Annotated in this window: 23 protein-coding genes and 1 riboswitch; of the genes, 3 read left to right on the forward strand and 20 right to left on the reverse strand. The window is 44.1% G+C overall.

Annotated features, from left to right (window positions below):
- The 11 genes from cobO to KFE96_RS11210 all read right to left on the reverse strand — a co-directional run bounded on the left by cobO (position 1) and on the right by KFE96_RS11210 (position 13,037).
- Positions 1–609, reverse strand: coding sequence for a cob(I)yrinic acid a,c-diamide adenosyltransferase (gene cobO, locus KFE96_RS11160; protein WP_255832669.1), 609 nt, complete (start codon positions 607–609; stop codon positions 1–3).
- Positions 599–1,621, reverse strand: a complete 1,023-nt coding sequence (locus KFE96_RS11165; protein WP_255832670.1) for an aminotransferase class I/II-fold pyridoxal phosphate-dependent enzyme — start codon at positions 1,619–1,621, stop codon at positions 599–601. Before KFE96_RS11165 ends, cobO begins: the two co-directional genes overlap by 11 nt.
- A complete protein-coding gene (gene cbiB / locus KFE96_RS11170) occupies positions 1,618–2,577 on the reverse strand; it encodes an adenosylcobinamide-phosphate synthase CbiB (protein WP_255832671.1) in 960 nt (319 codons plus the stop codon). The genes KFE96_RS11165 and cbiB overlap by 4 nt, the downstream gene beginning before the upstream one ends.
- Positions 2,577–3,362 carry an ABC transporter ATP-binding protein gene (locus KFE96_RS11175; RefSeq protein WP_255832672.1) on the reverse strand — a complete coding sequence of 262 codons (786 nt, stop codon included), beginning with the start codon at positions 3,360–3,362 and terminating at the stop codon, positions 2,577–2,579. Before KFE96_RS11175 ends, cbiB begins: the two co-directional genes overlap by 1 nt.
- Positions 3,359–4,351: an iron ABC transporter permease gene (locus tag KFE96_RS11180; RefSeq protein ID WP_255832673.1), complete on the reverse strand. Its 993-nt coding sequence runs from the start codon at positions 4,349–4,351 to the stop codon at positions 3,359–3,361. Before KFE96_RS11180 ends, KFE96_RS11175 begins: the two co-directional genes overlap by 4 nt.
- On the reverse strand, positions 4,344–5,231 hold the full coding sequence (locus KFE96_RS11185) for an ABC transporter substrate-binding protein (protein WP_255832674.1): 888 nt from the start codon (positions 5,229–5,231) through the stop codon (positions 4,344–4,346). The genes KFE96_RS11180 and KFE96_RS11185 overlap by 8 nt, the downstream gene beginning before the upstream one ends.
- Positions 5,232–5,248: 17 nt before the next feature.
- The gene (locus KFE96_RS11190; RefSeq protein ID WP_255832675.1) at positions 5,249–7,099 is read right to left on the reverse strand and encodes a TonB-dependent siderophore receptor; all 1,851 of its coding nucleotides are present in this window, start codon (positions 7,097–7,099) and stop codon (positions 5,249–5,251) included.
- 139 nt (positions 7,100–7,238) lie between these two features.
- Positions 7,239–7,451: riboswitch (cobalamin riboswitch) on the reverse strand.
- Positions 7,452–7,528: 77 nt separating this feature from the next.
- Positions 7,529–8,176, reverse strand: a complete 648-nt coding sequence (gene bluB / locus KFE96_RS11195; RefSeq protein ID WP_255832676.1) for a 5,6-dimethylbenzimidazole synthase — start codon at positions 8,174–8,176, stop codon at positions 7,529–7,531.
- A 106-nt stretch (positions 8,177–8,282) separates the two neighbouring features.
- Entirely contained in the window at positions 8,283–10,784 is a 2,502-nt protein-coding gene (locus tag KFE96_RS11200) for an ABC transporter permease (RefSeq protein ID WP_255832677.1), read from the reverse strand.
- Between the two features lie 34 nt (positions 10,785–10,818).
- On the reverse strand, positions 10,819–11,499 hold the full coding sequence (locus KFE96_RS11205) for an ABC transporter ATP-binding protein (RefSeq protein WP_255832678.1): 681 nt from the start codon (positions 11,497–11,499) through the stop codon (positions 10,819–10,821).
- Positions 11,500–11,540: 41 nt separating this feature from the next.
- Entirely contained in the window at positions 11,541–13,037 is a 1,497-nt protein-coding gene (locus KFE96_RS11210; RefSeq protein WP_255832679.1) for an efflux RND transporter periplasmic adaptor subunit, read from the reverse strand.
- Positions 13,038–13,062: 25 nt separating this feature from the next.
- On the opposite strand from KFE96_RS11210, the gene KFE96_RS11215 reads away from it, so the two are divergent.
- Both KFE96_RS11215 and KFE96_RS11220 read left to right on the forward strand, forming a co-directional pair.
- Positions 13,063–14,451, forward strand: a complete 1,389-nt coding sequence (locus KFE96_RS11215; protein ID WP_255832680.1) for a sigma-54 dependent transcriptional regulator — start codon at positions 13,063–13,065, stop codon at positions 14,449–14,451.
- The gene (locus tag KFE96_RS11220) at positions 14,441–15,793 is read left to right on the forward strand and encodes a PAS domain-containing sensor histidine kinase (protein ID WP_255832681.1); all 1,353 of its coding nucleotides are present in this window, start codon (positions 14,441–14,443) and stop codon (positions 15,791–15,793) included. Before KFE96_RS11215 ends, KFE96_RS11220 begins: the two co-directional genes overlap by 11 nt.
- Before the next feature lie 44 nt (positions 15,794–15,837).
- On the opposite strand, the gene KFE96_RS11225 is transcribed toward KFE96_RS11220, so the two are convergent.
- The 5 genes from KFE96_RS11225 to KFE96_RS11245 form a co-directional block, all read right to left on the reverse strand.
- Positions 15,838–16,614, reverse strand: coding sequence for a cyclic nucleotide-binding domain-containing protein (locus KFE96_RS11225; protein WP_255832682.1), 777 nt, complete (start codon positions 16,612–16,614; stop codon positions 15,838–15,840).
- A 65-nt stretch (positions 16,615–16,679) separates the two neighbouring features.
- Positions 16,680–17,135: a TerB family tellurite resistance protein gene (locus KFE96_RS11230; protein WP_255832683.1), complete on the reverse strand. Its 456-nt coding sequence runs from the start codon at positions 17,133–17,135 to the stop codon at positions 16,680–16,682.
- A gap of 189 nt (positions 17,136–17,324) precedes the next feature.
- Complete coding sequence (locus KFE96_RS11235) at positions 17,325–19,115, reverse strand: methyl-accepting chemotaxis protein (RefSeq protein ID WP_255832684.1); 1,791 nt, start codon at positions 19,113–19,115, stop codon at positions 17,325–17,327.
- A 161-nt stretch (positions 19,116–19,276) separates the two neighbouring features.
- Positions 19,277–20,143, reverse strand: a complete 867-nt coding sequence (locus tag KFE96_RS11240) for an NTP transferase domain-containing protein (protein WP_255832685.1) — start codon at positions 20,141–20,143, stop codon at positions 19,277–19,279.
- Positions 20,144–20,441: 298 nt separating this feature from the next.
- Positions 20,442–21,392, reverse strand: a complete 951-nt coding sequence (locus KFE96_RS11245; RefSeq protein ID WP_255832686.1) for a glycerophosphodiester phosphodiesterase family protein — start codon at positions 21,390–21,392, stop codon at positions 20,442–20,444.
- A 79-nt stretch (positions 21,393–21,471) separates the two neighbouring features.
- Between KFE96_RS11245 and mazG the strand changes: the two genes are divergently transcribed.
- A complete protein-coding gene (gene mazG / locus KFE96_RS11250; protein ID WP_255832687.1) occupies positions 21,472–22,287 on the forward strand; it encodes a nucleoside triphosphate pyrophosphohydrolase in 816 nt (271 codons plus the stop codon).
- On the opposite strand, the gene hflX is transcribed toward mazG, so the two are convergent.
- The 4 genes from hflX to trkA all read right to left on the reverse strand — a co-directional run bounded on the left by hflX (position 22,284) and on the right by trkA (position 26,905).
- Positions 22,284–23,657, reverse strand: coding sequence for a GTPase HflX (hflX, locus tag KFE96_RS11255; protein ID WP_255832688.1), 1,374 nt, complete (start codon positions 23,655–23,657; stop codon positions 22,284–22,286). The two genes, mazG and hflX, sit on opposite strands and share 4 nt — an antisense overlap.
- Before the next feature lie 2 nt (positions 23,658–23,659).
- The gene (hfq, locus tag KFE96_RS11260; protein WP_247021500.1) at positions 23,660–23,908 is read right to left on the reverse strand and encodes an RNA chaperone Hfq; all 249 of its coding nucleotides are present in this window, start codon (positions 23,906–23,908) and stop codon (positions 23,660–23,662) included.
- A gap of 163 nt (positions 23,909–24,071) precedes the next feature.
- The gene (locus KFE96_RS11265) at positions 24,072–25,517 is read right to left on the reverse strand and encodes a potassium transporter TrkG (RefSeq protein ID WP_255832689.1); all 1,446 of its coding nucleotides are present in this window, start codon (positions 25,515–25,517) and stop codon (positions 24,072–24,074) included.
- 11 nt (positions 25,518–25,528) lie between these two features.
- Positions 25,529–26,905 carry a Trk system potassium transporter TrkA gene (gene trkA / locus KFE96_RS11270; protein ID WP_255832690.1) on the reverse strand — a complete coding sequence of 459 codons (1,377 nt, stop codon included), beginning with the start codon at positions 26,903–26,905 and terminating at the stop codon, positions 25,529–25,531.
- Position 26,906 lies beyond the last annotated feature (1 nt).

Below are 26,906 nucleotides of genomic sequence, written 5' to 3' on the forward strand. Positions count from 1 at the left end.
CTAAAAATCAATACCGCGCGCGGCTTTAATCCCGTTTTCAAATGGATGGCGGACCATTTCCATACTGGTCACCAGATCAGCCACATCCATGATTTCCTGTTTGGCATTACGGCCAGTTACAATCACTGTTGTACGTGGATGGCGGGCAAGCAGGCCTTCTTTTACTTCTTTAACATCCAGATAATCATTTCTGAGCACGATATTCAGCTCATCAAGGACAACAAGATCATAGTCACCGCTGTTCAGCATCTCTTTGCTTACTTCCCAGGCTTTTCTTGCAGCTTCAATATCCCGCTCACGGTCCTGGGTTTCCCATGTAAACCCTTCGCCCATCACCTCTAGACGAACAAGTTCAGGAAACCGTTTGAAAAACTCTTTCTCACCGGTTTTCCAATTGCCTTTAACATATTGAAGAACAGCAACATCATGCCCCCAGCCCAGCGCCCGCAACAACGTCCCGTAGGCTGCGGTTGATTTTCCTTTTCCGTCACCAGTATGCACCATCAAAAGCCCGCGCTCAGCTTTCTTTTTTTCTTTCACCTTGGCGCGTTGCTCTTCTTTGAGCTTCACCATCTTCTTACGGTGTTCTTCATTAATATCATCTGACATATAAAGCCTCCCTCAGGCGGTTAAATTCTTCTTCACTAGCCGGTATGCCAAAGCGTATCCAATTGGGGTATTCTTCAAAGCGCCGAACATGGATAGCGCTACCATTCAACTGTTCTGTCAGTCGGTTTGTATCTTTATGGTAACCGAGACAAAACAGATCAGTTCCCCCTATAATTTCAAAACCGGAAGCCTTCAGAATGGTTTTCAGCTTCACCGCACCTTTCGACAGTGCCGTTCGTGTATCCTCAATCCATCTATCATCCCGAAGGGCCTTGAAAGCAATAAGGGCAGCCAGCCCATTTACAGACCAGGGGCCCAGAATAGCTTGCGCCTTACCCTTCAAGCCAGCTGGCAATTTTGCATAACCAAGCCTTACCCCTGCCAGACCAAAAAACTTACCAAAGGAACGCAGAAGGATCATATTATCCGGTATGTTTTCAGCGGCTATACTGTGAGAGAAGGCAACATCGGCAAACGCTTCATCCAGCAGCAGATACCCTCTCTTTTCTTTCAGCTGTTCAGCCATCTTCCATATGGTCTCTTTCGACCAAATATACCCGTCAGGGTTATTTGGAGACGTCAGAAAAACAACCTGTTGGTCACCATATTCAAAAGATTTTAATACCTCACGCTCCAGCATGATGGCAGGCCGAGCGGATCGGCTCCACACTCTGGCATGCTCACCGTAATTTGGTACTGGAATAACCGCCTGATATTCAGGCAGAAGCCGCGGCAGGATATTAATGATGGCCTGTGACCCGGCCGTAAGGAGCCAGTCAGTCCTATCCTTTATTCCCAAATACAGTGCCCATGCCTCACCGCAAGCATCAATAAGAGAGGTTTGCGGCAGTTTTGAAGACGCTTCATAGAGATCAACCGCCGCTATTTTCTCTTGCCACGGATAAACAAACGGGCTCAAACCCGTGGACAGGTCCAACCATTCTTCTTGCACATGAGGATATTGCGCTTTTACCGCTTGCATATCACCGCCATGATGAATGGAAGGGATCACCACACACCTCCCACCAGTAATAAGACAAATAGAGCCAACCAAGATGCCTTTACGATACACAGCGCCAATCCAAGATCAGGCTGATTGGTTTCAGGGAAATCAGCGCCGAGCCACGCATACTCTTCCCTTTGCCCTGCCCCATAAGTTCTAGGGCCACCAAGGCGCGCTTTGAGAAGACCAGCGATTGTTGCTTCTGGCCAGCCTGCATTTGGGCTCGTGTGTAGATTTGCATCCTTGAAGGCCACTTTTAAGCCCTGAAAAGCTGAAGGTATTCTCAGCCCAAAAGCTCCCGACGCCAGTAAAAGCGCTGTCATCCGTGCCGGTAATAAGTTCATCGCATCATCAAGTTTGGCACTTGCCCAGCCAAAATCACGAAAGCGCTCTGTTTTGTGTCCAATCATGCTGTCAGCGGTATTGACCATCTTATAGATAACCAGCCCGGGAAGCCCTCCTGTCAGCAACCAAAACAGCGGGGCAATAACACCATCAGAAAAATTTTCCGCCAAACTTTCCGTCGCAGCGCGGGAAACAGCCAGTTCGTCAAGGTCAACGGTTTCTCTTCCTACGACCATCCCTACTGCACATCTGGCATCTTCAAGGCTCTGCCGATCAAGTGCATTCTTCACCAAATTAATATGTTCAAAGAGGCTTCTTGCAGCAATAAAGACACTGGCGATCAATGCAACAAACAGCAGACTATACGGCGCCACCACATAACCCTTGATAGCGTTTTCAGCAGCCCACGCAGCAGTTCCCCACAGCAGTATCAACACGAGAATGGAAGCCGTTCCTAAAAACTTGCGAACACTTCTCTTTCTGGATGGTTTATTAAAACGGCGCTCTAAAAACATAAGGATGGCCGCCATCCAGCTAACCGGGTGCTTTATTCGGCTGTAAAGCCATTTAGGCTCCCCAGTCAAAGCATCCACCAGCATGGCCAGACACGCCAGCAGCATCAGGCAGCCCCTTTGTCCAGATTATGAACGATCAAAAAATCTCGCCCCTTATTTTTCCAACGCTCGGCCTGAACACCAAAAACCTGACCTAAATTTTCATCACTTAAAATTTCTTCCGCACTTCCTTGGCCAATCGTTTTGCCTTCATGCAATAAAATCAAACGATCACAATAACGAAGCGCCAATCCAAGATCATGAAGAACAACCATTACGCCCTTCCCTGCATCAGCTTCATTTTTCAAGATATCCATCACCTGAAGCTGATGAGCTGGATCAAGAGACGCCACTGGTTCATCGGCAAACAGATATGGTGTGTCAGAAGCAAGCGCACGAGCAAGTAACACGCGCGCTTTTTCTCCACCCGACAATGTCATCACAGACTGCTCTTTCAGGTGCGCGCAATCCGTTTTTCTAAGTGCTTCCTCGACAATTTCCTGATCTCTTACACCCATTCTTTGCCACGGGTTTAGATGAGGCGCGCGCCCAAGGCCGACAATATATTCTGCCGTTAAAGGCCAGTGAACCGGCGCCCCTTGCGCCGCATAGGCGAACAGCTTCGAACGTTCTTTGATGGAAAGACTGTTTAAATCCTGCCCTTCAAGCATCACCTCACCTTGGACACAATCTTGAAGCCCAAGAATGGCTTTGAGCAAACTACTTTTACCTGCACCATTTGGACCAATAAGTCCCACCAGCTCGCCGCGTTTCATCTCAGCAGAAACATCTTTCAGAATTTCTTTCGCCCTGACCTCCAGAGAGAGATTGGCTACCTTTAAATCGCTCATCTCATGTTCTCCCGGGTTTTATAAACGATAAACAGGAATGCTGGTGCCCCAACAAGCGCCATAACCACGCCGATATGAAGCGGGGCGCCGGGTGTTGGTACTCTTGTTAAAATATCCGCAAAGGTAAGCAGCAGCGCGCCCATTAAAGCGCTTGGCAGCAATAAAGGCCCCGGTTCATTGCATATAAGGCCACGCACCATGTGCGGCACAATAAGCCCTACGAACCCGATACTGCCGCATACGGCAACTGCCGCCCCCACACTGATAGCCGAGCCAACAACGATACGGAGTTTAAGCTGCTTTATATTCACCCCCATAGTCTTCGCCGTGTCTTCACCGACACTGAGAGCATTCAGCCCTTGTCCTACATTCAACATCAACAGCCAACCAAAACCGATAAACGGCAGCGCAAACCAGAGATCAGATACTGTTCTGTTTTCAAGTGAACCAAGCATCCACATAATCATATCTCTAACACTGATCGGACTTTCTGAAAGGTTCATCACAAGTGAGATAAGAGCCGTCGCAAGCGAGCTAATACCAAGCCCTACAAGAATGAGCATAAGAACACTGGCATCTCGCGCTGATATGAAAAGTAGGATTGCTGTTGCAACAAGTGCGCCCGCCATAGCGAAGAATGAGATCATAAGCGGAAAGCTGATGATAAAACCCAAGTGAATAGCAAGCACAGCGCCAAAAGCTGCACTGGCCGTTACTCCAATAACACCGGGATCAGCGAGAGGGTTTCGCAGCATTCCCTGAAGGGCTGCACCTGAAAGGCCAAGGGCAGCGCCAACGACAGCCCCCAAAATCACACGCGGCAACCGAAGTTCACGCACAATAATGGAAACAGGATTGTCTTTACCACCGGTAAGCCCCTGCCACACATCCGCAAGGGACATATCAACCCGTCCGAATATAAGCGAGAACAGCATTACCCCAAGTAACAGCAGCCCAAGAAAAACATTATCTCTCAGATATCTATTCATCGGCCGTATCTTTCTTTTTCAGGATACCAAATTCACCGGCTTTGGCGCGGATAGCCTCCGCGGCATCAGCGAGAAACAAGCCATTGCAAGCCAGATAACTTCCGGGCAGGTGAACGGTTGGGATCTGGTCCATCATCTCAAGCAACCTATCATGCCGGCTGAGGCTCCAATTGCTTTGATTGTCCATATTGGTATCGAAGAAGCTGGTCACAAACATATCTGGCGGGTCCATAATCAGGTCTTCAAGCGGAAGTAACAACCAACCCTGATACCCTTTTGAAGCAGCATAAGAACGAAAGCCTGCCAGTTCGATGATGCCGTCCACAAACGTACCAACACCTGAAGTGAACCCGCTTGGAGTGACATAGGCAATCTTGAGAGAGGATTTCATTTCCAACTTCAAAGCCTGTAACCGGGCTTCGAACGTCTGTGCCATTATTTCAGACTGCGCTTCACGGCCTATGGCTTTTCCAATGGTACGAACATTCTGAAGTACAATTTCAGGTGCACTGCCAAATCGCGTTTTAAGAAGCTCAAATCCTGTACGTTCCGCCATTTCAGGCATACGCGCCGCGACTGTATAGCTTTGAATGGCAATATCTGGCTGGAGAGCAATAACTTCAGCAATCGAGCTTTCTGTATAGGGTAACCCCGCAGCCCGTGCCCGGTAGAAAGAATATTTTTCCCGAGCCCCTTTTGATACCGCTTTAATCTGCGAACGATCAGCGAGAGCAAGAATATATTGATCCGCACAGTAATCGAGCGAAACCACTGATGGCAGCGGTTGAGTTTCAGCATCATCCGCTGCTTGAGACGGTGCTGCCACCATCTCAAATAGTGTTGCTAGCAAAAGACCAGATAATAACTTTCTTAGAGCCATTACCTTGCTCCCGTTTGCTAGAGATTAACCCTTAGGCCAACATAGGCTGAACGATCAGGTGTACCGTATCCAATGATAGACTGATATTCTTCGTCAAACAGGTTATCGATACGGCCGTATACACTCACACGGTCATTGATCTGGAAGCTTGCGCGCAGATCAAGGCGTGTCCAGGCTTCTAGCGTTTCAGCACCAAATGACTGTTCTTCTTCACCGTTATGAACAAGTGTTGCCCGCAGATTAACCGCCTCAACAGGTGCCCAGTTTACTGTGGCAGAGAACTGGTTTTCCGGTTGACGCTCAATTGCAATATCAGTCGCCGTATCAACTGCATCTGTATATGTGTAATTAGCACTTACATCCAGCGTATCGCTTAGGATTGCCTGCAGACCTAGCTCAAGGCCTTCTGAACGACGAGAATCCACATTGGCGTAACCATTTGTGAAAGTGAAATCGATTGCATCACGGGTTTTCAGGTTAAACCATGTTGCAGAAAGAAGGAGATCACCTTCAAGGAAAGTTTGCTCAACGCCAAATTCATAACCTTTAGCGCGCTCTGGGCGGAGATCTGAACTTGGCTCTGTAAGGCCACAGAAAGTACAAACAAATGTCAGCTGGAACACACTTGGTGCTTTAAAGCCTTCACCCCAGTTTGCAATAAGGCGTGTTGTATCTGTTACCTGATATGACCCTGTAAAACGTGTTGTTGTGGCACCACCGAATGTCTCGTGATCATCCTGACGAATACCGGCTGTCAGAACCAGTCCATCCACAGGTGTCCAGCCCAATTCACCAAACACGCTATCAATGGAAATACCATCACCTTCAAGGTTTGTAGCTTTAGCAACTTCATGCTGAGCACCGAAGGTTACTGTCCAGTCTTCTGTTGCTTCAAATACACCAAGATAGTCAAAATTAGTACGGTTACCTTGCGCTTCGAAGCTGGAAGCGCCATTTGTAAAATTCTCTCGCTCAATTGAAGAAAACTCTGCAGATACAGTATTCTGTAAGCGTCCATCGAACAGGTTAAAGTGCGCACGACCGGCAATCAAAAACTCATCTGTATGAGCAACTTCATCACCATCAATTGGTCCAAAACTATCAAATTCACTGGCATTATCAGAATAACGCGAGATCACTTCAAAACGAAGGTCCTCGGAAATTTCGCTGGTTACCTTACCTGAGATATTATAGCTGCGCAGGCCATCACGCTCGGTGTTACCGTCATTTTCATCAGCTGCAGAAATACCATCTGTATCTGTGAAGCTGGCTGCCAGATTAAAACCAAGTTTCTTCGTGCCGCCGTGCAGCGTGCCGCCAGTACGGAATGTGTTATAAGAGCCGTATTCAGCATACGCGTTGCCACCAAGGCCGTCACCACCAGTTTTCGTGATGATATTCACTACACCACCGATAGCGTCTGAACCATATAGTACAGATTGTGGGCCGCGCAGTACTTCGATACGTTCGATATTATTTGTATCAAGATGAGCGAAATTATAGCCGTTGCCCGTAGATGAAGCATCATTCAACTGCACACCATCAATAAGTACAGCCGTACTATCACCACCAGCACCGCGCAAAGAAAGGGATGCCAGGCCACCAAAAGAACCATTTTGGGCGATATTTACGCTCGGTAGCACCTCAAGGGCATCCACAACAAAAATGTTCTGGCCCTTTTGCAGGTCGATATCGGTCAGAACGGAAACACTGCTACCAATTTGTGAAAGTGGCTGCTCGCGGCGGTTTACAGTTACATAAATTGTTTCAATGTCATCTGCTGCTTCGTCTTGTGCAAGGGTTGGTGCAGAATAAAAACCACCAGCAAGAAGCGCTGTGATGCATACAGAATTTTTAAGATGTTGCATGGCAAAATCCATCAAGCTTGCCTCCGTAGAGGCGGATTAATCTTAACAGGGAGCTTGTCGGATGAATAAAGAGACAACCTCCGTGCAAACGGTTTTATCGCCTACACGGGTTTCCGTTCTAACTGGTTGCTCCGACCGCTAGAGAGGGCGATGCGATGGCAGGTCTCCTGGCTTGTAAATCAAACATGAAACACCCACCTTCCCGTCTGCCAAACATCAGCATTCAGTGGTATTCGGGGTTCACTCTTTACCTACAGTTACGGGCATAGCAACGGACTAAATCAATTTTTTGATCGCACCGTTTTCCCTTTTCACTCTGATTTCTCAGAGCACCATCTGGCACTCGGATACTTTAAGGGATGTTTTTTTTCAATGATTATGTGCCTTGAAACCGAAAATTGAACAGCAGGATGTGCTTTTCCTACCATATCATCGGTGTAAAATCAGCTTTTCTGTAGGTACTCGTTCTTGCCATTTTTCCCGAACAAGCTCTGGCGTTTGGCTTTCTTCTTCAGGATATCCCATACAGAGATACGCTATAAACTGCCATTCTGCCGGACATTCCAGTATCTCATTCATTTTATCAGCCCTCAGAATTGAAACCCATCCAAGCCCAATACCCTCTGCTCTTGCTTTTAACCATAAAGTGTGAATCGCCATGATAGTTGACCACACTAAAGTTTCAGGCATGGTTTGCCGCCCTAACCCTTTGCCTTCTTGTGGATCCTTTACGGAGAAAATCGCTAACTGCTCAGGCGCTGTATCTAAGCCGTGCAGCTTTAATCGATTATAATGTTTAACAGCATCTCCACCGTAAATTTTTGCAGATTGTTGGTGTTCAACCTCTACATGAGCTCGAACTTTTTTCCTTATTTCAGAAGTTTTTAACCTTATCGCACGCCAAGGCTGTGAGTTACCTACAGATGGTGATTGTTTAAGCGCTTGTATTAATAGTTTCTCAAACTTTTCTTCATCCAGCGGGTTCTTTTTAAAAGAACGCACATCTCTTCGCCAACTTAGGAGTTGATCAAATTCAGTAAGAAACTGATCAGAAAATTCAGGAGGAAGATCATTCATAGGTCGCTCACGGCATCATCAGGTAAGTTTAAGGCTGATTTAAGTGCCTTATAACTGAGACAAAGGTAAGTCTTTAAACCTACCTTTGTCCATAGCCTATGAAAAGCTATTCATATCTTAGGGCCTTCACAGGGTTGGCTCTAGCAACCTTAGCTGCATTGCCGCCCACTGTTCCCCATGCAATGAGAGTTGCAATCGCCCCTGCCCCCAAACAAATGGGAAAAAGTATCCATGTATCCATTCGATATGGGAATGTCTCAAGCCAGTTAAGCATTGCAAAAATCGCTACCGGCCAAGCCACTATACAAGCAAGCAATACAGGTTTGGAAAACTGCCATACCAGAAGCTGGACGATATCATATACACTTGCCCCTAAAACTTTGCGGACGCCAATTTCTTTTGTTCTTTGCTCCGCGGTGAATGCCGCTAAACCGTATAGCCCCATACAAGCAACAATGATGGCGAGCAGAGAAAATACTACGAATAGGATTGCGAGTTGCTTTTCAGCCGAAAAAGCTTGCTGAATAACATCTTCTACAAATTCATACTGGAACGGAACCGTTGGGATAAGGTTTTGCCAAATCCCTCTAACGCCTTCAACCAACTCAGCACGTTCACCTGCATAACGTATAGTTAAACCGCCCATTGGATAATTTGGTTCAAGATAGTATGCTTCTCCCCATCCTTCATTCCTTGGCCGGTGGTAGACCGTATCTTTCACAACACCAATTACGCTTAAATCTGCATAAACCTCCTGCCCTTCAACCATGGCTATAACAATACGAATGGCCTTGCCAAGCGCCTGATCGGGCGTACCAAATCCTAAACGTGTTACTGCTTTTTCGTTTATCATCACTGTGCCTTGCAATACTTCACCAGGTTTTGCTCCATCAGCCCTTGGAGTCCCGTCAGTTGAACGGGCACGGTCAAAACTTCGGCCAGTGATAAGTGGAATGTTGAAGGTTTCAAGAAATTCATGGTCAACAGCCTGAATAGCTAAAGAAAGGCCGCCGATAGATTGCCCTGGCAACTGAAGGGCTCGACTGTTTCTTCCGCCTCCAGCAGGTCTTGAACTCGTAACTGCAACACTGGTCACTCCCGGTAGTCTTAGGATTTGATCTCGTATAGCTTTTTGATGTGCGGCAGCCTGAGTTGTACCGAAGTTACGAATACTCAGAAGGTTTTTCGTGTTATAGCCGACGTCTTTCGCAATCGAATACTGGGTTTGGGCATAAATTACACCAGTCGCTACAATCAATCCTATAGAAATAGCAAACTGAAACACTACCAATATTTGCCGCAATAAGGCAGATTGGCCTTGCCCTGAAGATTTATTAGCCTTCAGTACAGTTGCTGGAACTACATTTGACAGTGCGAGCGCTGGATAAGCTCCGGCTAGCAAACCTATTACAATAACAAAGGAAGCTAACTGCAATAAAATGATTGGATTAGTTAAATCCAATATCAGGTGTTTATTTAAGAACGAGGAAAAAAACGGTAGGAGTAACTCAACCAGCACTAATCCTATAAGTAAAGCTACTCCCACCAACAGTGAGGATTCCCCTAGATGTTGGCGAATAAGCTGGCCACGTTTCGCCCCAAGCACCTTGCGGATAGCAATTTCTCGAGCTCGTTTTGTAGATTTAGCTGTTGCAAGATTGACAAAATTCACACACGCCACAGCCAAAATAAGCATTGCTACAATACTGAAAGAAACAACTTTTGTGAGGGCACCCAGTTCTTTCATCTGGTCATCATTACTGATTGCGTTTAGCTGTACATCAACGAGTTTTTGAAAAGAATAATTCCAAAAATCAGTGGGCTGAGCATCTTTATCTGTTGACACATAAGATGGAATAACAACGTTTGAGTTTACAAAATCCTTAAGCTGGCTACTCACTTTTACTTCATCACTATCGCTCTTCAGCTTAAAATAAAGCCAACCGTTTGCACTATCCCAACCATCAAACTCCCATGGTGCGCTTAAGAAAGCACTTTCATCAATCAACGCAAGTACCTGAAAAGACAGCGTTGTATTATGAGGGAGATCTTCGAAAACCGCCGCTACTGTATAAACCCTATCCAAGTCATAGACAGCAACCTCTAGTGTCTGGCCAATCGGGTTAGTATTTCCGAAATACTTCTGTGCAAAAGAAGCATTGATTGCAATGTTGCTGGTATTTGAAAGCGCAACGCTCATATCGCCGTTTATCACATCTAGCTGGAATAATTCTGTGAATTCCGCGTCAACAAATTGTATGGCTTCTTTGAAGGCACTTCCACCAATACGAACTGTTGAATTCATAGAATTTAATCGAGTAGCCGCTTCGATATCGTCTTTAAAATAAAGACGCATGGCCTCTTTCATTCTACCTGTTACTCGAGAAGTGGTATTAGCAGGACTGCCAGGATAATTATATGTGGTATTAACTTGGTAAAGTCGTTCTGAATCTTCCCATATACGGTCATATGATAACTCATCCTGTACAAACAGCAGGATAAGAATACAACTCATTAAACCTATAGACAGACCTATTATATTAATTGCAGTAAAGAGCCTATTTTTTAGCAAATGTCGCCATGCTGTCAGAAAGTAATTTTTAAACATTGGTTTCTCGCCGTTTTGTTATTTTATGAAATGCTTATGCAGCGCGAATATTTTCAGCTACTACCTGCCCATCAAATAAATTGATGGTACGGCGGGCAAAATCGGCATGCGAAGGGCTGTGTGTAACCATAACAATTGTTGTCCCCTCTTCATTTAAAGCCTGTAGCATTTCCATAACCTCCTGACCATGTGAACTATCCAGATTTCCTGTCGGTTCATCAGCCAGAATCATCGCTTGATCACCCACGACTGCGCGGGCAACAGCCACGCGCTGTTGCTGCCCACCTGAAAGCTGCGACGGCATATGCCCTGCACGGTGAGCTATACCCACCTTATCCATCACGGTCGCAACCCGGTCACGCCGTTCGCTAATGGGAATACTGTGATACAAAAGAGCCAGTTCTATGTTTTCGGAAACAGTTAATTCATCAATCAAATTAAATGACTGGAAGATAAATCCGATATTACGTTTACGGATATTGCTCAGTAATGCTTCTGAATACCCAGCTATGTTTTCGCCCATAAAGAGATACTCTCCCGAGCTTGGTGTATCTAACATTCCTATGATATTAAGTAGTGTAGATTTACCGCAACCTGACGGCCCCATAATAGCGGCAAATTCCCCTGATGATATTTCGATATTTACGTTATCGAGAGCCGTAGTTTCAACCTCAGATGTTCTATAAATCTTTGACAAATTATTAAGCTGCAACATGATGCATATCCTCTTTAGTTAGCTGTCGGTATCTGGTTTATTCAGTTTAATTTCAGGCGGTCCATGTCGGTGTAATTCGTATATGGTGATGTAACCACGCGCTCACCTTCCTCAAGACCCTCAAGAACTTCTATAAATCGGCTGTTGCGCCGTCCAAGCTTCACAGATCTTTTCACAGCCACTGCACCATCACTGGTAACGACGAACACCCAATTTCCACCTGTATCCTGATAAAAAGCCCCGTTCGGTATCAACAAGCCTATAGTTGCCTCGCCCAGCATTAGACGGGTTTGCAGGCTTTGCCCGCGGCGAATACCTTCGGCTTGTTCATCAGCGAAGGTCATATCAACTTCAAACTGACCATTATTTACCTGGGGATATATTTTCGAAATCTGTAGGTTATAAGATACCCCATCTCGGTCAAATTCTACTCTTTGACCGATATCCACACGGCCCAAGTAAAATTCATCAATATGTGCAACTAGTTTGTATCTAGACGGATCATCGATTTGTCCGAGACGTCCACCACGACTGATGCTTTGGCCAACTTCAATATCAAAGCCGGAAATTTTGCCCGAAACCGGTGCTTTTATACTTAAAGCTTCAAGGTTTTGATGCGCAAACTTCAGGTTTCTTTCAAGTTGTTCTGCTCTTGATTTTAAGTAACTCAACTGCTGTTCCTGAATACGTGCATCTGTGGCTTGACTTTCAAGGGTCAGCTTTCTTCTTTCAATATTGTAAGCCAACTCATCTTGCGTATTTTCCAACTGACTTGATGAAACGGCACTGGTTTTAATTAGCTTTCCCTCTCGCACCGCCTGACGTGTTAATTTGAGTATTTGGTAGTCAAACTCAGCGAGATTTCTTTTGTGGGACAGTCTGTTTTGTGCAAGCTGGAGTTCGATGGTTCTCAAGTTATTGAGCTGTTCTGTTACCAATGCTTCATTACCCATTACCTGCAGCTGTAAACTAGTATTAGATAATTCAGCTATCAGGGCGCCTTTTTCAACAACTGCGCCATCTTCAACAAGAACACGTTCCACCCTGCCGCCTTCTATAGCATCTAGAAAAACTGTCTTTAACGGAGTTACACGAGCACGAACGGGTATAACGTCTTCAAATACACCTTGCTTTACTTCCGAAATTATTACCTGATGTCGCTCAAGTTTTATTGATTTACCTGAGGTGATACTTTCCTGTGCCACCCAATAACCGCCCAGCAATAAAACAGCGCCTAAAACGGCATAAGTATATCGGTTTGATTTCTTTTTTTCGCTTACGGCCCGATCCATCCCCTGACCGGAAACAGAGGTATTGGGCGCCTTATTTACTATAGTCTCGCTGTCGTTCTCGAGCCCGGTTGCCATATTTTCTATTCTCATTATTTTTGGTCTCGCCATTTGATTTTGCACTAGATAATCAGCAAAGCGCGTGCCAGAAATTAACTCCTTGATTTTAATGGGCTTTATAGTTTTTCCTTGCAAAAAACAACATTTAACTGTTCGATATCGTACACCTAAGTGTTCGATATCGGGCATCAATTCAAAAACATGTGGAACGGCTATGAGCAGTAAAATACTAATTGTTGATGATGATGAAGATATTCTGATAGCTGGTAGGCTGCTGTTGAAAAGACATTTTGATAAAGTAGTTACCACTAACGTTCCAAGCCAGATACCAACGTTGCTGGCCAGCCAAACTTTTGATGCCATTCTTCTTGATATGAATTTTAGCCCGGGCTTATCAGATGGAAATCAGGGCTTTCATTGCTTGGAAGAAATACTGAATATCGACCCAGATGCAGTGGTTATATTAATAACCGCACACGGCGACGTAGATATGGCAGTTGAAGCCATGAAACGTGGTGCCACCGATTTCATCACTAAGCCCTGGCAAAACCAAAAGGTAATTGCAACTCTATCAGCTGCCGTAAAGCTAAAAAAAAGCCGCAATGAAACCAGCCACCTGAAACAAGTGAATGCAGCTCTTAATAACGTCAAAAATAAAAGCGATAGTCCTATACTAGGTGACAGTGCAACAACTCAAAATATGTTGTCACTTATCGCCCGCGCGGCCCCTACAGATGCGAATGTACTAATTCTCGGGGAAAACGGTACAGGTAAAGAGTTAGCTGCCCAGAAAATTCATAGCAGTTCACTTAGAAACGATAAGGTTTTCATATCAGTAGATATGGGTACAATCCCCGAGAACTTGTTTGAATCAGAACTCTTCGGGCATAAAAAGGGCGCTTTCACTGGCGCAAACGAAAACAAGATAGGTTTTTTTGAAGCCGCAAATGGAGGCACGATTTTTCTTGATGAAATAGGTAATGTTCCATTGCACCTTCAGTCAAAGTTATTAACTGCGCTGGAAAAACGTGTGATTACTCCAGTGGGGGGCACCAAAGAAAAAGATATAGATGTTCGGGTTATAGCAGCAACAAACCTTCCCAAGATGGAACTTCTTGACGAAAGAAAATTTCGGCAAGACCTCCTATTTCGTCTAAATACAGTGGAAATTATTGTCCCACCCTTAAGAGAAAGACCAAGCGATATACCCGCTATTGCAGCGTTTTATGCTGATTTTTACGCGAAAAAATATAACTTCCAGCCGAAGTCTTTTTCAGAAAAAGCTTTAAAAGCTATTAAAGCAGCGCCTTGGCCCGGAAATGTTAGGGCTTTGCGGCATTCAATCGAACGGGCTGTTATTCTTTCCGATAGTACAGAGTTTCAAGCAACTGACTTTCAATTGAGTACTGAAGGGCAAGTTTTTGAGCATGCGCATGCTGTAGAAAATAATCAGCAGAGAGAAACTCTAAACCTCGAAGAATTGGAAAAGAAGGCAATTACTCTAGCTTTGAAAAGACAGCGCTACAATATAAGCCATGCAGCGAAAGAGCTAGGTCTTACGCGTGCGGCGCTATATAGAAGGATGGAAAAACATGGCCTATAGTAATTTCACTATACATCTTGGCATAAGATTAACGCTTGTTTTTATTTCTTTCTCTGTATTCGCTTTTCTAATTCACACCCCAGGCTATCACGCAACGACACTCCTTTTACTGCTCATATCAATAGGACTTACATATAATCTTTGGCATCTTATTACGCTTACGAACCGTGAACTCGCTCGTTTCCTAACGGCGATACATCATCAAGATTTCAACCAACGTTTCGATTTAAAGGGATATCGAAGTAGCTTTGATGATCTAACAAAGTCATTTTCCATAATACTCAACAAATTTAAAGAGTTACAGTCAAATCAAGAGGCAACACTTAAACATCATAAAGCTCTCATTGAACATGTTCCCTTCCCTCTAATTTCGCTCCATGAAAATGATAGAGTGACATTTTGGAACCTTGCTGCGAGGAAGCTTTTCAGAAATATCCATCTATCAAGCATTTCCGACCTCAAACAGTTTGGGCAGGATGTTTATACGGAAATACTCTCTTTAAAAACGGGGCAGAAAAAGCTCATTCGTTTCAATATAGACGGGACAGATCAGCATTTTATGATTGCCGCTACCAAAATCATAATTGGAGGCAACAGCGAACGACTTCTAAGCCTTCAGAATATTCAGAATGAACTTGAAACAGCTCAATTACAAGCTTGGCAGGATTTAGTCCGCGTCCTGACCCACGAGATTATGAACTCCATTACTCCTGTAGCGTCTCTCGCTAATACCGCCAATGATTTGATGGAAGACCTCAAAGGAAAACCTGGATTACCGAATGAATTTACAGAAAGCCTAACAGATATCGGAGATGCTGTACAAACTGTTGCGAGGCGGTCCGAAGGACTAACAGAATTCGTTGGCAGCTACAGACAGCTTACCCGCTTACCTCCACCACAGAAAACCAAGTTCTCTGTAACAGAATTATTCCAGTCTATTGAGAAACTCGCAGTTCAATCTTGGAACAATAAAGATATCCGGTTTGAATCTCACGTTAGCCAGCAAAATCTTGAACTATTTGCAGACAGGAAAATGATTGAACAAACATTGCTTAATATGATGCAGAACTCCGAACATGCAGTTGCCGGGAGAAAAAAAGGCCATATCAGTTTGAAAGCCTATATCAACTCAAGGAATAGTATCGTTATAGAACTCGCAGATAATGGCACGGGAATAGATGCAGAGACAGCACCCAAAATATTTATACCCTTTTATACCACCAAACGGACAGGTAGCGGCGTTGGCCTTGCTTTAGCACGACAAATTATGATCGCCCATCGCGGCTCTATATCACACTCAGATGCCGAAAATGGGGGCAGTGTTTTTACACTTACATTCTAACTAGAAAGCCGACCATTATGAAATGGGTCGGCTTACATATTGGGTTAGAGGGTAATTAGAAACGTCACTTTACTGTTCATACCACCTGTACCAACAATATTTTCCCCAGGCGTGAGTTTAATCTCTACTTGTTTCCCAAATTTGCTGGCAATTTCACCATTAACCACGGTGCCGTGTTTCGTTCCTAAGTCTCGAACCCAAACTTCCTTGCCGTGTTTCACAAACTCAAAATGTTGAGGTTCGAGGTCTGGCGCACTGGGTAATGGAAACATCAGGCTTTGAGCAGATTCTCTTGCCATTTCACCTGGTGCTCGAGAATTTCCGATAAAAAACGGAAAGTTTAGTATGCGAACAGGCGCAACCAACTTTTCCAAGACCAGCGGTGTCACACCTTCTACAACAGGGTCACCTGTTTGCATGGCTGTTTTAGGCTTCTTCTTGTAAACAGCTTTAATCTCGGAGTTTTGTATCAACTCACGTTCAGGTACATACCTATCCCGAAGTCTTTTAGCCATCGCTGTTACAACATGCTTCGCAAGAGGATCTGAGAATGTGCGTCTGAAAGTATCACCTGGGATAATCAGCAGTCTGGCATCGGTATGCGCTCTAACAGTAGTGGAACGAACATCATTCTGAAGCACCCCAGCTTCACCAAACAACGATCCAGCTTCAAGGGTACCTAATTCATAAAAGGCGCCGTCTTTTGATCGCAATATATCAATTTTACCTTCAAGGATAAGATAAGCGCAGTCACTTTCTGCGCCCTCTTCATAGATGGTTTCGCCCGCTTTAAAGAGCTGTTCTTCACCATTATTTTCCATTTGCCGACCTTTAACTGAAAACTTTAGCAGCATCCTAATATATTAGATGACAAGGTATAAACAAATCATTGAGAGCAATGCGTTATCTGCTCAACTTCATGCTTAATTCGTATTCGTTCTTGGGCGGAAACCCCAAGTAATCCAGCAATTTTAGCAATAATGTTTAATTCAAAGTTATCAAGATGCCCATCCGCAAAAGCTACTTGCCAAAGAAGTCTGATAATTTCCTGTCTTTCCTCATTATCAAGTTCTTTACTCACAGCTCTGGTAAATTGGTATAGGCTAGGCGCATCACTTTCATCTTCCAGAGCTAAGTCGGCGATATAAACGGCACTGTCTTTGGTTAATGAGAAATGATTCTGCAGATTTTTGATTAAAACTTCCCGTTCTTCGTCAGTGTAATTTTCATCACTTTTAGACACGCTTACCATTAAAGCTGCTGTGGCCAAATGAAGTTCTGAAACCTCTTTTGAAGCTGTATCTGGCTTCAGCCCTAAAACTTGGGAAATTTTATCAAACATATTATTCTCCAAACTAATCAAGTACATATCTAAGAGAAATTATAGCAAAATAAAGCACTATAAGACGTGTTGATATATTCTAGTGGACAAACTGTTATCGCTAGCTTCGACCAGAGCTTATCTGCCGGCATAAAGTGCTCATAAAAAAAGCCCCACCAAATGCAGGGCTTTTTCGTTTTATAATCTCAATTATTCTGAACGAATAGAGCTTAGGAAGTTTTGTACATTTTCACGCACTTCTTCTGATTTAACAGAAAGGCTCTGCGCTGCCTGCAGCACCATCTGAGCACTATTCCCTGTATCTTCCGCACTCATTCTTACTTCTGAAATCTTCTCAGTAACATTTGAAGTAACAGCGGATACCTCATTGATATTTCTGGCAATTTCCTGCGTAGAAGCATCCTGCTCTTCAACAGCACTCGCAATTGAAATAGCTGTATCACCAATACCTCGGATTTTTGACTGGATCTGCCCAATCGCTTTAACAGCTTTACCAGTAGCATTCTGCATTTCTGAAACCTGCGTACTGATTTCTTGAGTGGCTGTGGCGGTTTGGTTTGCAAGTGATTTCACTTCACTGGCTACAACTGCGAAGCCTTTACCGGCATCCCCTGCTCTCGCTGCTTCAATTGTTGCATTAAGAGCTAGAAGATTGGTTTGCTCCGCAATATCATTGATTAACTTGATAACGTCACCAATTTTCTGAGCTGCTTGCTCAAGGTTCGTAACATCACTTCCAGCCATTTCAGTCATATTAACAGCTTCACCAGCCCCTGATGATGACTGGTTCGTCTGCTGAGCAATTTCCCTTACACTAGAAGAAAGTTCACTAGCTGCACTAGCAACACCTTGTGCACTATTGTTTGCCTCATTAGATGCCTGAAGTACTTCAGATGAAATGCTCGTCGAAAGCTCTACAGAAGATGTCATTGAATTGGCGGAAGCTTCCATTTCCTTTGCGGAAAGAGCAACTTCCTCAACCAATTTCATAACTGATCCTTCAAAACTGTCAGCTAGTGCAAGCATTGCGGAACGGCGTTGTTGGCGAGCCTCTTCTTCTTCTCTCTCTTTAGTCAAGCGTCGTTCTTCTTTTGCAGTAGCTTCCCGTTCTTGACGTTCACGTTCACGCTCACGCTCTTGCTCTTCCTGAAGTTCAGCTTGCTTACGGAGTTCTTCAGCCGCAATTGCATTTTCTTGGAACACCTTCGTTGCTCCAGTAATCATGCCAACTTCATCACCTGATTTAGAATCCGGAATAGTTACATCTAAATTACCCTCAGAGAGTTGAAGGATGCTATCTGTTAGGTTTTTAAGAGGCCGTATGCTTACAATTGTCCAGCCAGCAACCAGCACACCAAATACTACAGCAGCAAGCGTGAGCAGCGTCATTTGTAGCTGGAAGCTCTCCGTAACACCTCTTGCCTGGTCTGTGACGACTTTGTTCTTTTCTTCTTGAAGATCAATGAACTCATTAATGATTTTCAACCAGGTAACAAAAGCCGGACGGGCTTCATAAACTACCATACTGGTAGCTTCATCAATTTCACCAGCATCTCTGGCTTTCAAAACACTATCAATAATTGGAAGTGTTTTTGCTTCAATATCTTTGATTCTTGCTAGAATTGCTCGTTCATCAGAAGTGATATCATCACGCTCTCTGAATAATTTATCCATTGCGACTGCAGATACACTGTAGTCCTCGGTAAGTTTTTCAATTTCATTGAGAGTTTCATCAAGCTCATCGAGGTCAGTTAGAAGTGTAACATCACGAAGTGCAATAGCTCGATCGTGTACGCTTCCTCGGAAGTTAATTGCGTACCGCTGTTTAACACTGTTTACGTCATTAATAATGGTAAGCATATTATTCACCCTGCTTACATCATTACTACCAACCACGGTTAATGAGACCATCAGGACGATTAGAATACCGAATCCCCAAAACAGCCTCGTATTAATTTTTGCGTTCTTTATGAAGTTCATCAACAGCCCCTTCATTACAGATTTGATCCGGACTGTATAAAACCTTATTCGTTTTTTTTGTATTAAAACCAATCTAAACTATATGTGATCAAAAGAGAAAAACCACGTAAGATTCATCACCTTACGTGGTATTATTTTCGAAAAAGTAGATTTAACTAGCGTTAGATAGCTAAAGAGCGACTTTGTAAAATTTCTGATACTTGCGCGTAATCTTTGGGCGAATCCACATCAATTGCAGCTTCAGCATTAGGTAGCCTAACCGCCTTCACCTGCACGCCAAGTGTGCCAGACGCGCGCATAAAGGCTTCATCAACGGTGAAGCGTTTCATTACAAGACCGACAACATTCTTCCAACCAAAGGCCGCAAATAATTTCCATGGCTTCTTTCGCTGTTTTTCTATCGTTTTCCAGAAACTAAGCGCTGATTCTGCGTTTGGGTTAACAAAAGCAAATAAATTAGCTCCAGATAGCTTAGTTTCTTTGAAAGGCAGGTATGTACGCTTTGAATTCGGATGCTGCGCATCGAGATATTTCTTTTCAACTAGTCCAACTGCTAAATCACAATTGTAACTGGCGCCATCGCAGAAACGGTCAACAATCTCAGATGTAAGCAAAGCGTGATCCGCTGTTGTTACGAGATATGGCCATTCCGTCTTTGTGCTATCTATAGCTTTGCGAACGCTATCACAAATGGAAGTACCGCATGACACAACTGAAATTTCAATTTCCGTGTTATCAGCATGAAATTCAGGACACGTAGAATATAGTGATGTCTCACAATCAAAAACGATAATCACTTTTTTTACGGACCTGGAATCTGCAAGAGCTTCCACAACACGAGAAATCATTGGCTTCCCACATATAGGCACAAGTGCCTTATATTGTTCACCAAACACTGAGGCAACTGGGCAATCTCCCCTGCTTCCAGCAAGTACGATTGCGGTAAAATCACCCTTTGTCTCATTTTGTACAGAAATGGTCTTTTCCGCACGGTTTTTTACTATAGCCGTAATATTACTGGCCTTCATCTGTCCTTCCCCCCTATGGAAACACATTTTCGGCTAAACCGAGTTTTACAGGCTGCGAAACTCTTTCAATGCTTGATCCCTCTTCCCAACAAGCAACAAAAGTCTTTAGCAGCAAGATTCCTGCATACCTTAGTTTATAAATAGAAGCAAACATTCCCTCAAGAAAACCGCAAGAATCCTAAAGCAAAAGCATTAAGTGCTATACATAAATTACAGGTAAATCTAAGCAGTCATTGATAAAAATAGACCAGCCCTGTTGTGCAGAGCTGATCAAAATTTTCGGCTATCAATAACTCGATTATTGGTTCGTGACCTGCTTCTTTACAAAGAAAAAAAAGTTAGGGTTTTGAATTTGTTGCTTCACAGCCCAAAATCGATCAGTCGCAATTACATCGGCGCCCTTCTGGAATATTTCCAGATAACGCTGATCATTGTCATTGGCTGCGATTTGGCCATCAATAGAGCGATCAGGCCGACCGAGAGTTCCCATAATCACTCGCCAACCTTTACCGTGTATTTCCCGGTAAAACTCTGCAGACTTCTCGCGTGTACCTGTCCAGGCAATAACTCTATCTGACGGTATACCGCTTTCTTCAACGGCCGTTATATCATCGGCATCCATCATCCCAACCGTAATCGGCATATCAGGTGCCATTTTATTGAAGGCTACGGCTTGCTTAAGTGTGTAAGCAATTGCAGCAGTGTAATCCTCAGCACCGGTTTCTTGAACCAATTCAACAACCTTTTTAAAATCGGTGCCACGCTTAATATCGAGCGTTAATATTGCTCTACCTTTTGCCCATTTAAGCACATCTCTTAACAAGGGTACCCCATATTCGGTGACCGTGCCGTCATTGTCTTTTAACTTTAATTTTTTAACGTAATCCCATGTTATATCTTTAAATTTACCAGTTCCTGTTGTGGTGCGGTCGATAGTATAATCGTGCATTAGAATAAGCGTACCATCTTTCAACTGCGCTACATCTACTTCCATCAAACCCGGGCCATATTTAAGAGCATGATCCATGGTTTCAATTGCATTTTCCGGATATCCGGGCACAGGCCCACCACGGTGATGACTAACCATTGGAACTCGCATTGGTGTATATTTGAAGAAATCCAACAAACCGCCTTTAGGTATTTCAATATAGTAGCGGGCATTTTCATCGACTGGTGCTGGAACGTCTTCTGCAAATACTGCGATACTCGCGAAAACATATAGCAACAAAGTTGATAGTAATTTATGCATGGGTAATTCTCTTTTCATTGACCTTACCTTTAAAAGCCAAGTTAGGCCTTTAAAGTCAATCAGATAATTGCAGGCGATTATGTCAGAAAAATATACCATGAATGATTTGCTGGATATCATGGCAAAATTAAGGGACAGAGAGCACGGTTGCCCTTGGGATATAGAGCAAAATTTCAAAACCATTGCACCCTACACTATCGAAGAAGCATATGAAGTTGATGAAGCTATAAGAAACAACGACATGCCTGCGCTGAAAGATGAGCTAGGTGACCTCTTGTTTCAAACAGTATTTCACACACAAATGGCTTCAGAGGCAGAGCTTTTCACCTTTGAAGATGTAGTACAAAATGTTAGTGAAAAAATGGTTCGCAGACATCCACATGTCTTTGGTGACGGTACAGTTGAAGATGCTGATGCGCAAACGAAAGCGTGGGAAGAACACAAAGCTGCCGAACGCAAAAGAAAAGCCCAGGAAACAGGACATACGCCATCAGCACTTGATGGTGTCTCATTAAGCCTCCCATCACTACAACGCGCCCTGAAATTACAAAATCGAGCTGCCCGTGTAGGCTTTGATTGGCCGGAGACCGGACAAGTAATTGATAAAATACAAGAAGAGTGCAACGAACTTTTATACGAAGTTCAAAATGGTGGTCCGGAAGATAAGGTTAAAGAGGAATTTGGCGATTTATTATTTGTTATTAGTAACTTAGCTCGACATTTCAAAATTGATCCAGAGGAGTGCCTGAGATCAGCCAACGCTAAGTTCGATCGCAGATTCCGTAATATAGAAAAAAAGCTAGCAGAGATCGGTAAATCGCCAGAAACCTCCAACCTCGAAGAAATGGATGCATTTTGGGACGAAGTTAAAAAAGAGGAAAGGCGTGCCGATTAACCGGCACGCTTTTGGAATTTAGCCCAGAGAATTGGGTCCACAATAAAATGAAAGCGAACCCCCTCTTCTTCATGCTTTTCGGACAGGATTTTTGTATTTGCATGCACCCAGCTTTGAGTGGCACCATCGCTGTAGGGTACTAATTGCTCAATCTCATGGTCTCTGGTTCCAAGAATATCATCGATAGCTTGAATTAAGTCTTCGCAGCCATATCCTGTAAGACCCGAAAGAGGAATACATGCGTCGTGACGTTCGGCATGTGCTTCAATACTGCTTCTAGCCTCATCATCCATTAGATCTGCTTTATTAAGCGCCTCTAAGATTGGTGTACCATCAGTTTCGCTTTCAAAATCAACACCTAATTCATCAAGCACGTTTAATACATCATGCTTCTGAACGTCAGTATCTGCGTGAGACGCATCCCTGACATGTACGATGATATCTGCTTCGAGAACCTCTTCCAGCGTCGCTCTGAACGCGGAAACAAGCATCGTAGGTAGTTCAGAGATAAAACCTACCGTATCTGAGATGATCACCTTACGACCACTTGGCATATCAATTGACCGCAACGTTGGGTCAAGTGTTGCAAAGAGCATATCCTCCGCCATTACATCGGCCTCTGTAAGCCGATTAAACAGCGTTGATTTCCCGGCGTTCGTATAACCAACGAGTGCTATAATGGGGTATGGTGTCTTCTGCCTCTGGGCACGGTGTAGTGTACGTGTACGTGTTACTGCCTCAAGCTGCTTTTTAATACGCACGATGCGATCGGCAATAATTCTTCGGTCAGCTTCAATTTGAGTTTCACCAGGACCACCCATAAAGCCAGAGCCACCACGCTGGCGCTCCAAGTGTGTCCATGAACGAACGAGACGAGACCGCTGATACACAAGGTGCGCAAGTTCCACTTGGAGCTCACCTTCCTTCGTGCTGGCTCGATCGCCGAATATTTCGAGAATAAGCGCGGTTCGGTCAATCACCTTAACCTTGAGTTCACGCTCCAGGTTTCGTTGTTGGATAGGCGATAGTTCGCAGTCGAAGACCAGAACATCAATTTCCTGTTCCTCAATAATCTGAGAAACTTCATTCAGTTTACCCTGCCCCATATATGTTGAGGGCTTAATATTACGTAGAGGAATTAATTCGCCGCCAATTAAATCGATATTTATGGCAATAGCTAAACCCATTGCTTCATCAAGGCGAGCTTCCGGGCTACGCTCAACGCTGGAGGTAGGTTTGTCTCTAAGATAAGGATGAACAACAAATACACGTTGGCGGGCTACCTGTTTTTGAAGATAGCCTAACCCTTCCGTAGACCAACCGCCGCCCGGCTGATTGTCCGGACGATCGCGGTCTTTTTTTTCAGCCAAGATTAGTCCTCAATACCTTCTTTTTCAGGTTCAAACAGAGAAATCTGAGTAGCTGGCATTATAGTTGAAATAGCGTGTTTGTACACGAGTTGTGACTGCCCGTCCCGGCGTAACAACACACAAAAATTATCGAACCAAGTAATAACGCCCTGAAGTTTAACACCATTTACCAGGAATACGGTTACGGATGCTTTTTCTTTACGAACGCGATTTAAAAAGACGTCCTGAAGGTTTTGGTTTTTATCTGACATGGACTGTCCGTGCTTTTCTTTTCTATTATGTTCATTATTTAGTGGCCCGTTCGGGCATTGCAAGAAGCCAGCAGATCACCTTTTAGAAAATTTGCAATTTGTTGAATTCATGCCACAACTTTATGTCAGACCTTTCAGCCTTAGGTCAACTGCTTTTACGAATTTATCCTCGCCAAAGTGCTTTTGAAAATAAAGCAAAGAACAGAGACACCTCTATTCGACCAATCATCATAAGAAAAGTAAGAATGAAATAATCAGCATCCTGAAGACCAGTAAAGCCACCGAAATCCGGGTCTACGATATCAATAATCGGCCCGGAAAGTGTGAGAGCACTGAAAGACATAGAAAGTGCGTCCTGAAAATGAATACCAAGTATCCCAAGAAGAATTGTTCCCATCGCGAGAATAAAGACAAAACCTCCTAAAAACAGCCATACAGCCTCAATATCTGATCGCTGCACATCATCTTTTTGATAAATAATGCCTTTAACACTATGCGGGTGCGCAAGGCGTTCAACCTCAGCTTTCCCTGCAAAAAATACAACTATGGCCCTTAGCTGTTTCAAGCCACCACTAGTACCGACAACAGCACCCCCTATTCCTGCACCTACCAGCAAGATAATACTTACATCCACGCTATTGCTGACGGTTTTTGTATAGGCTTCAGGGTACAAACCAAAAGTTGCGACCGAGGATATGACCGCAAAGGCATGGTCAATAAAAGTTCTAAATGTTTCAACGGGCATCACATAAATTAGGAGTAAGAGAAGCATCCCGCTCATCAACAAGCTCGTACGCAGCTCACTATGCATGCTATGGTCCAGCTTCTTCCTGCGCCAAAATGCATATTGAACATCCCAATTACTAATGCTCACTATCAGAAAAATAATAGTGAATATCTGGGTTCCAATATTATTGAAATTATATGAGAGTTCAGGGCTAAAACCAGATGTGCTGATAATACCGAATGCTAGCAGGACAGCATCTGCAAAGGTCACTCCACTCAACAGTAAGAAAAACATACAACAGGCCGTGACCGTAAGATACAGAGGTAGAAGTGTATGCGCAGTTGCTTTCATACGCGGATACCCTGCCTCGCTATCACCAAATGCCAAAGGAGAGCGGTGAAGCTGCAAACCACCAATATTCATGGCTGTCAGGAAGGAGAGAATAATAGAAAGCCCCAAAAAGCCGCCAATCCAACTCGCCAACCCACGCCATAGTTCAATTGAATAGCCACCTTCCCTTATCAAACCTTCATAGGCACTTGTGCCATTGGTTGTGATCAAGGACATACCTTCATATAGAGCTGGAACCATACCTTCATCTGGGAATAGAAAAAAGAATGGTAAGCCTGCTCCCCAGGCAAGGATGAAGGCCCCAGCAACTGGCAGAATAATCGTAAGCTTGGGTATCCGAATCTTTTCGGTAGACCGAAAACCTAAGAAAAGAGCGCCACCAATTAAAACAGTAAGAATAAATGCTGAAAACAGCGCCTGAAAAGCTGCAAATTCGCTCAGTATAGCTGCCGTAAAAAGCGGAATTAACTCAAGACCAGATAAGATTAAAAGCCAGCACCCTAGCAAAAAATATAACCTGCTCTTCCACATCAGATTATCTCTTAAAAAATCTCTGCACGAGCAGAAAACAGCTGTTCGATCTTCCGTACCGCATCGCTCATGGCAAGAATAACAACCGTATCACCAGCTTGAAGAACTGTATCGGACTGAGGAACAATCGTTTCATCATTACGTACGATCATTCCAAATTTTACATCTCCATGAAGACGTAATTCACCTATAGTCTGTCCAACAACGCCAGAGCCCTCAATTACTTCAGCTTCAATAATCTCAGCTTGTCCCTCAAAAATACTGTAAAGGTCTCTAATCCGGCCTCGACGAATATGTCTCACAATAGACGATACCGTAGTTTCTCTAGGATCAAGAGCGACATCAATACCAATTGACCCTACCAAGCCACCATAAATTGGGTTATTCATAAGAGTAATAGCTCTTGGGCAATCCTGCTGCTTTGCGAGTAATGATGAAAGAATGTTCACTTCATCGTCATCAGCGACAGACACGATTGTATCGGTTTGTTCAATATTCGCTTCTGTCAGGATTTCTCTATCAAGGGCATCACCATTGATAACAATAGTCTTCGAGAGTTTCTCGGCCAGCCATTCCGCACGCTTACGGTCTACTTCAATGATCTTTACGTTAGCAGAACTCGATCTCTCCTCCAATTGCTGCGCAAGAAAATAACCAATATTACCGCCACCAACAATCGCAATACGGTTAGCTGCTTTTTCTTCATGTCCAAAGACAGACATAGCCCGGTCCGTCATCTCGCGGTCTACCGCAATATATATCAGATCACCAATTTGAAGTTGATCATCACTGCGTGGAACAAACAGTCGTCCGCTACGGTATACGGCAGCAACGATAGTGTTCAGATTTGGAAACAGCTCCGTTAACTGCCTGAGAGGTGTATCAACTACAGGACAGTCATCCTCAAGCTTCAAGCTAATCAGACGAACCTTACCTTCGGCGAATGGCACCATATTGAGTGCACCAGGCACCTCTAAGCGGCGCAACAATGCTTGTGCAATCTCTAATTCGGGAGAAATAATCACATCAATTGGAATATGATCACGAGAAAACAGATCAGCATACGTATCAGAAAGATAGGCTTGATTACGAATACGCGCCACCTTCGTCGGTACGCTGAACATAGAATGCGCCACTTGGCACGCTATCATGTTCACTTCATCCGATTGTGTAACAGCAATAATAAGTTCTGCATCAGCAGCACCTGCATTATTCAGCATAGAAGGATCAGACGCATGTCCGACAAGCGCCTGAACATCCAACGATTCACTAATCTTACGAATAAGGGCTCGTGATGTATCAATCACTGTTACATCGTTATTTTGGTTTGCAAGGTGCTTGGCGATATTAAACCCAACCTGCCCTGCGCCGCAGACAATAACTTTCATA

It is taken from the genome of Kordiimonas sp. SCSIO 12603, assembly GCF_024398035.1.
GTDB lineage: Bacteria > Pseudomonadota > Alphaproteobacteria > Sphingomonadales > Kordiimonadaceae > Kordiimonas.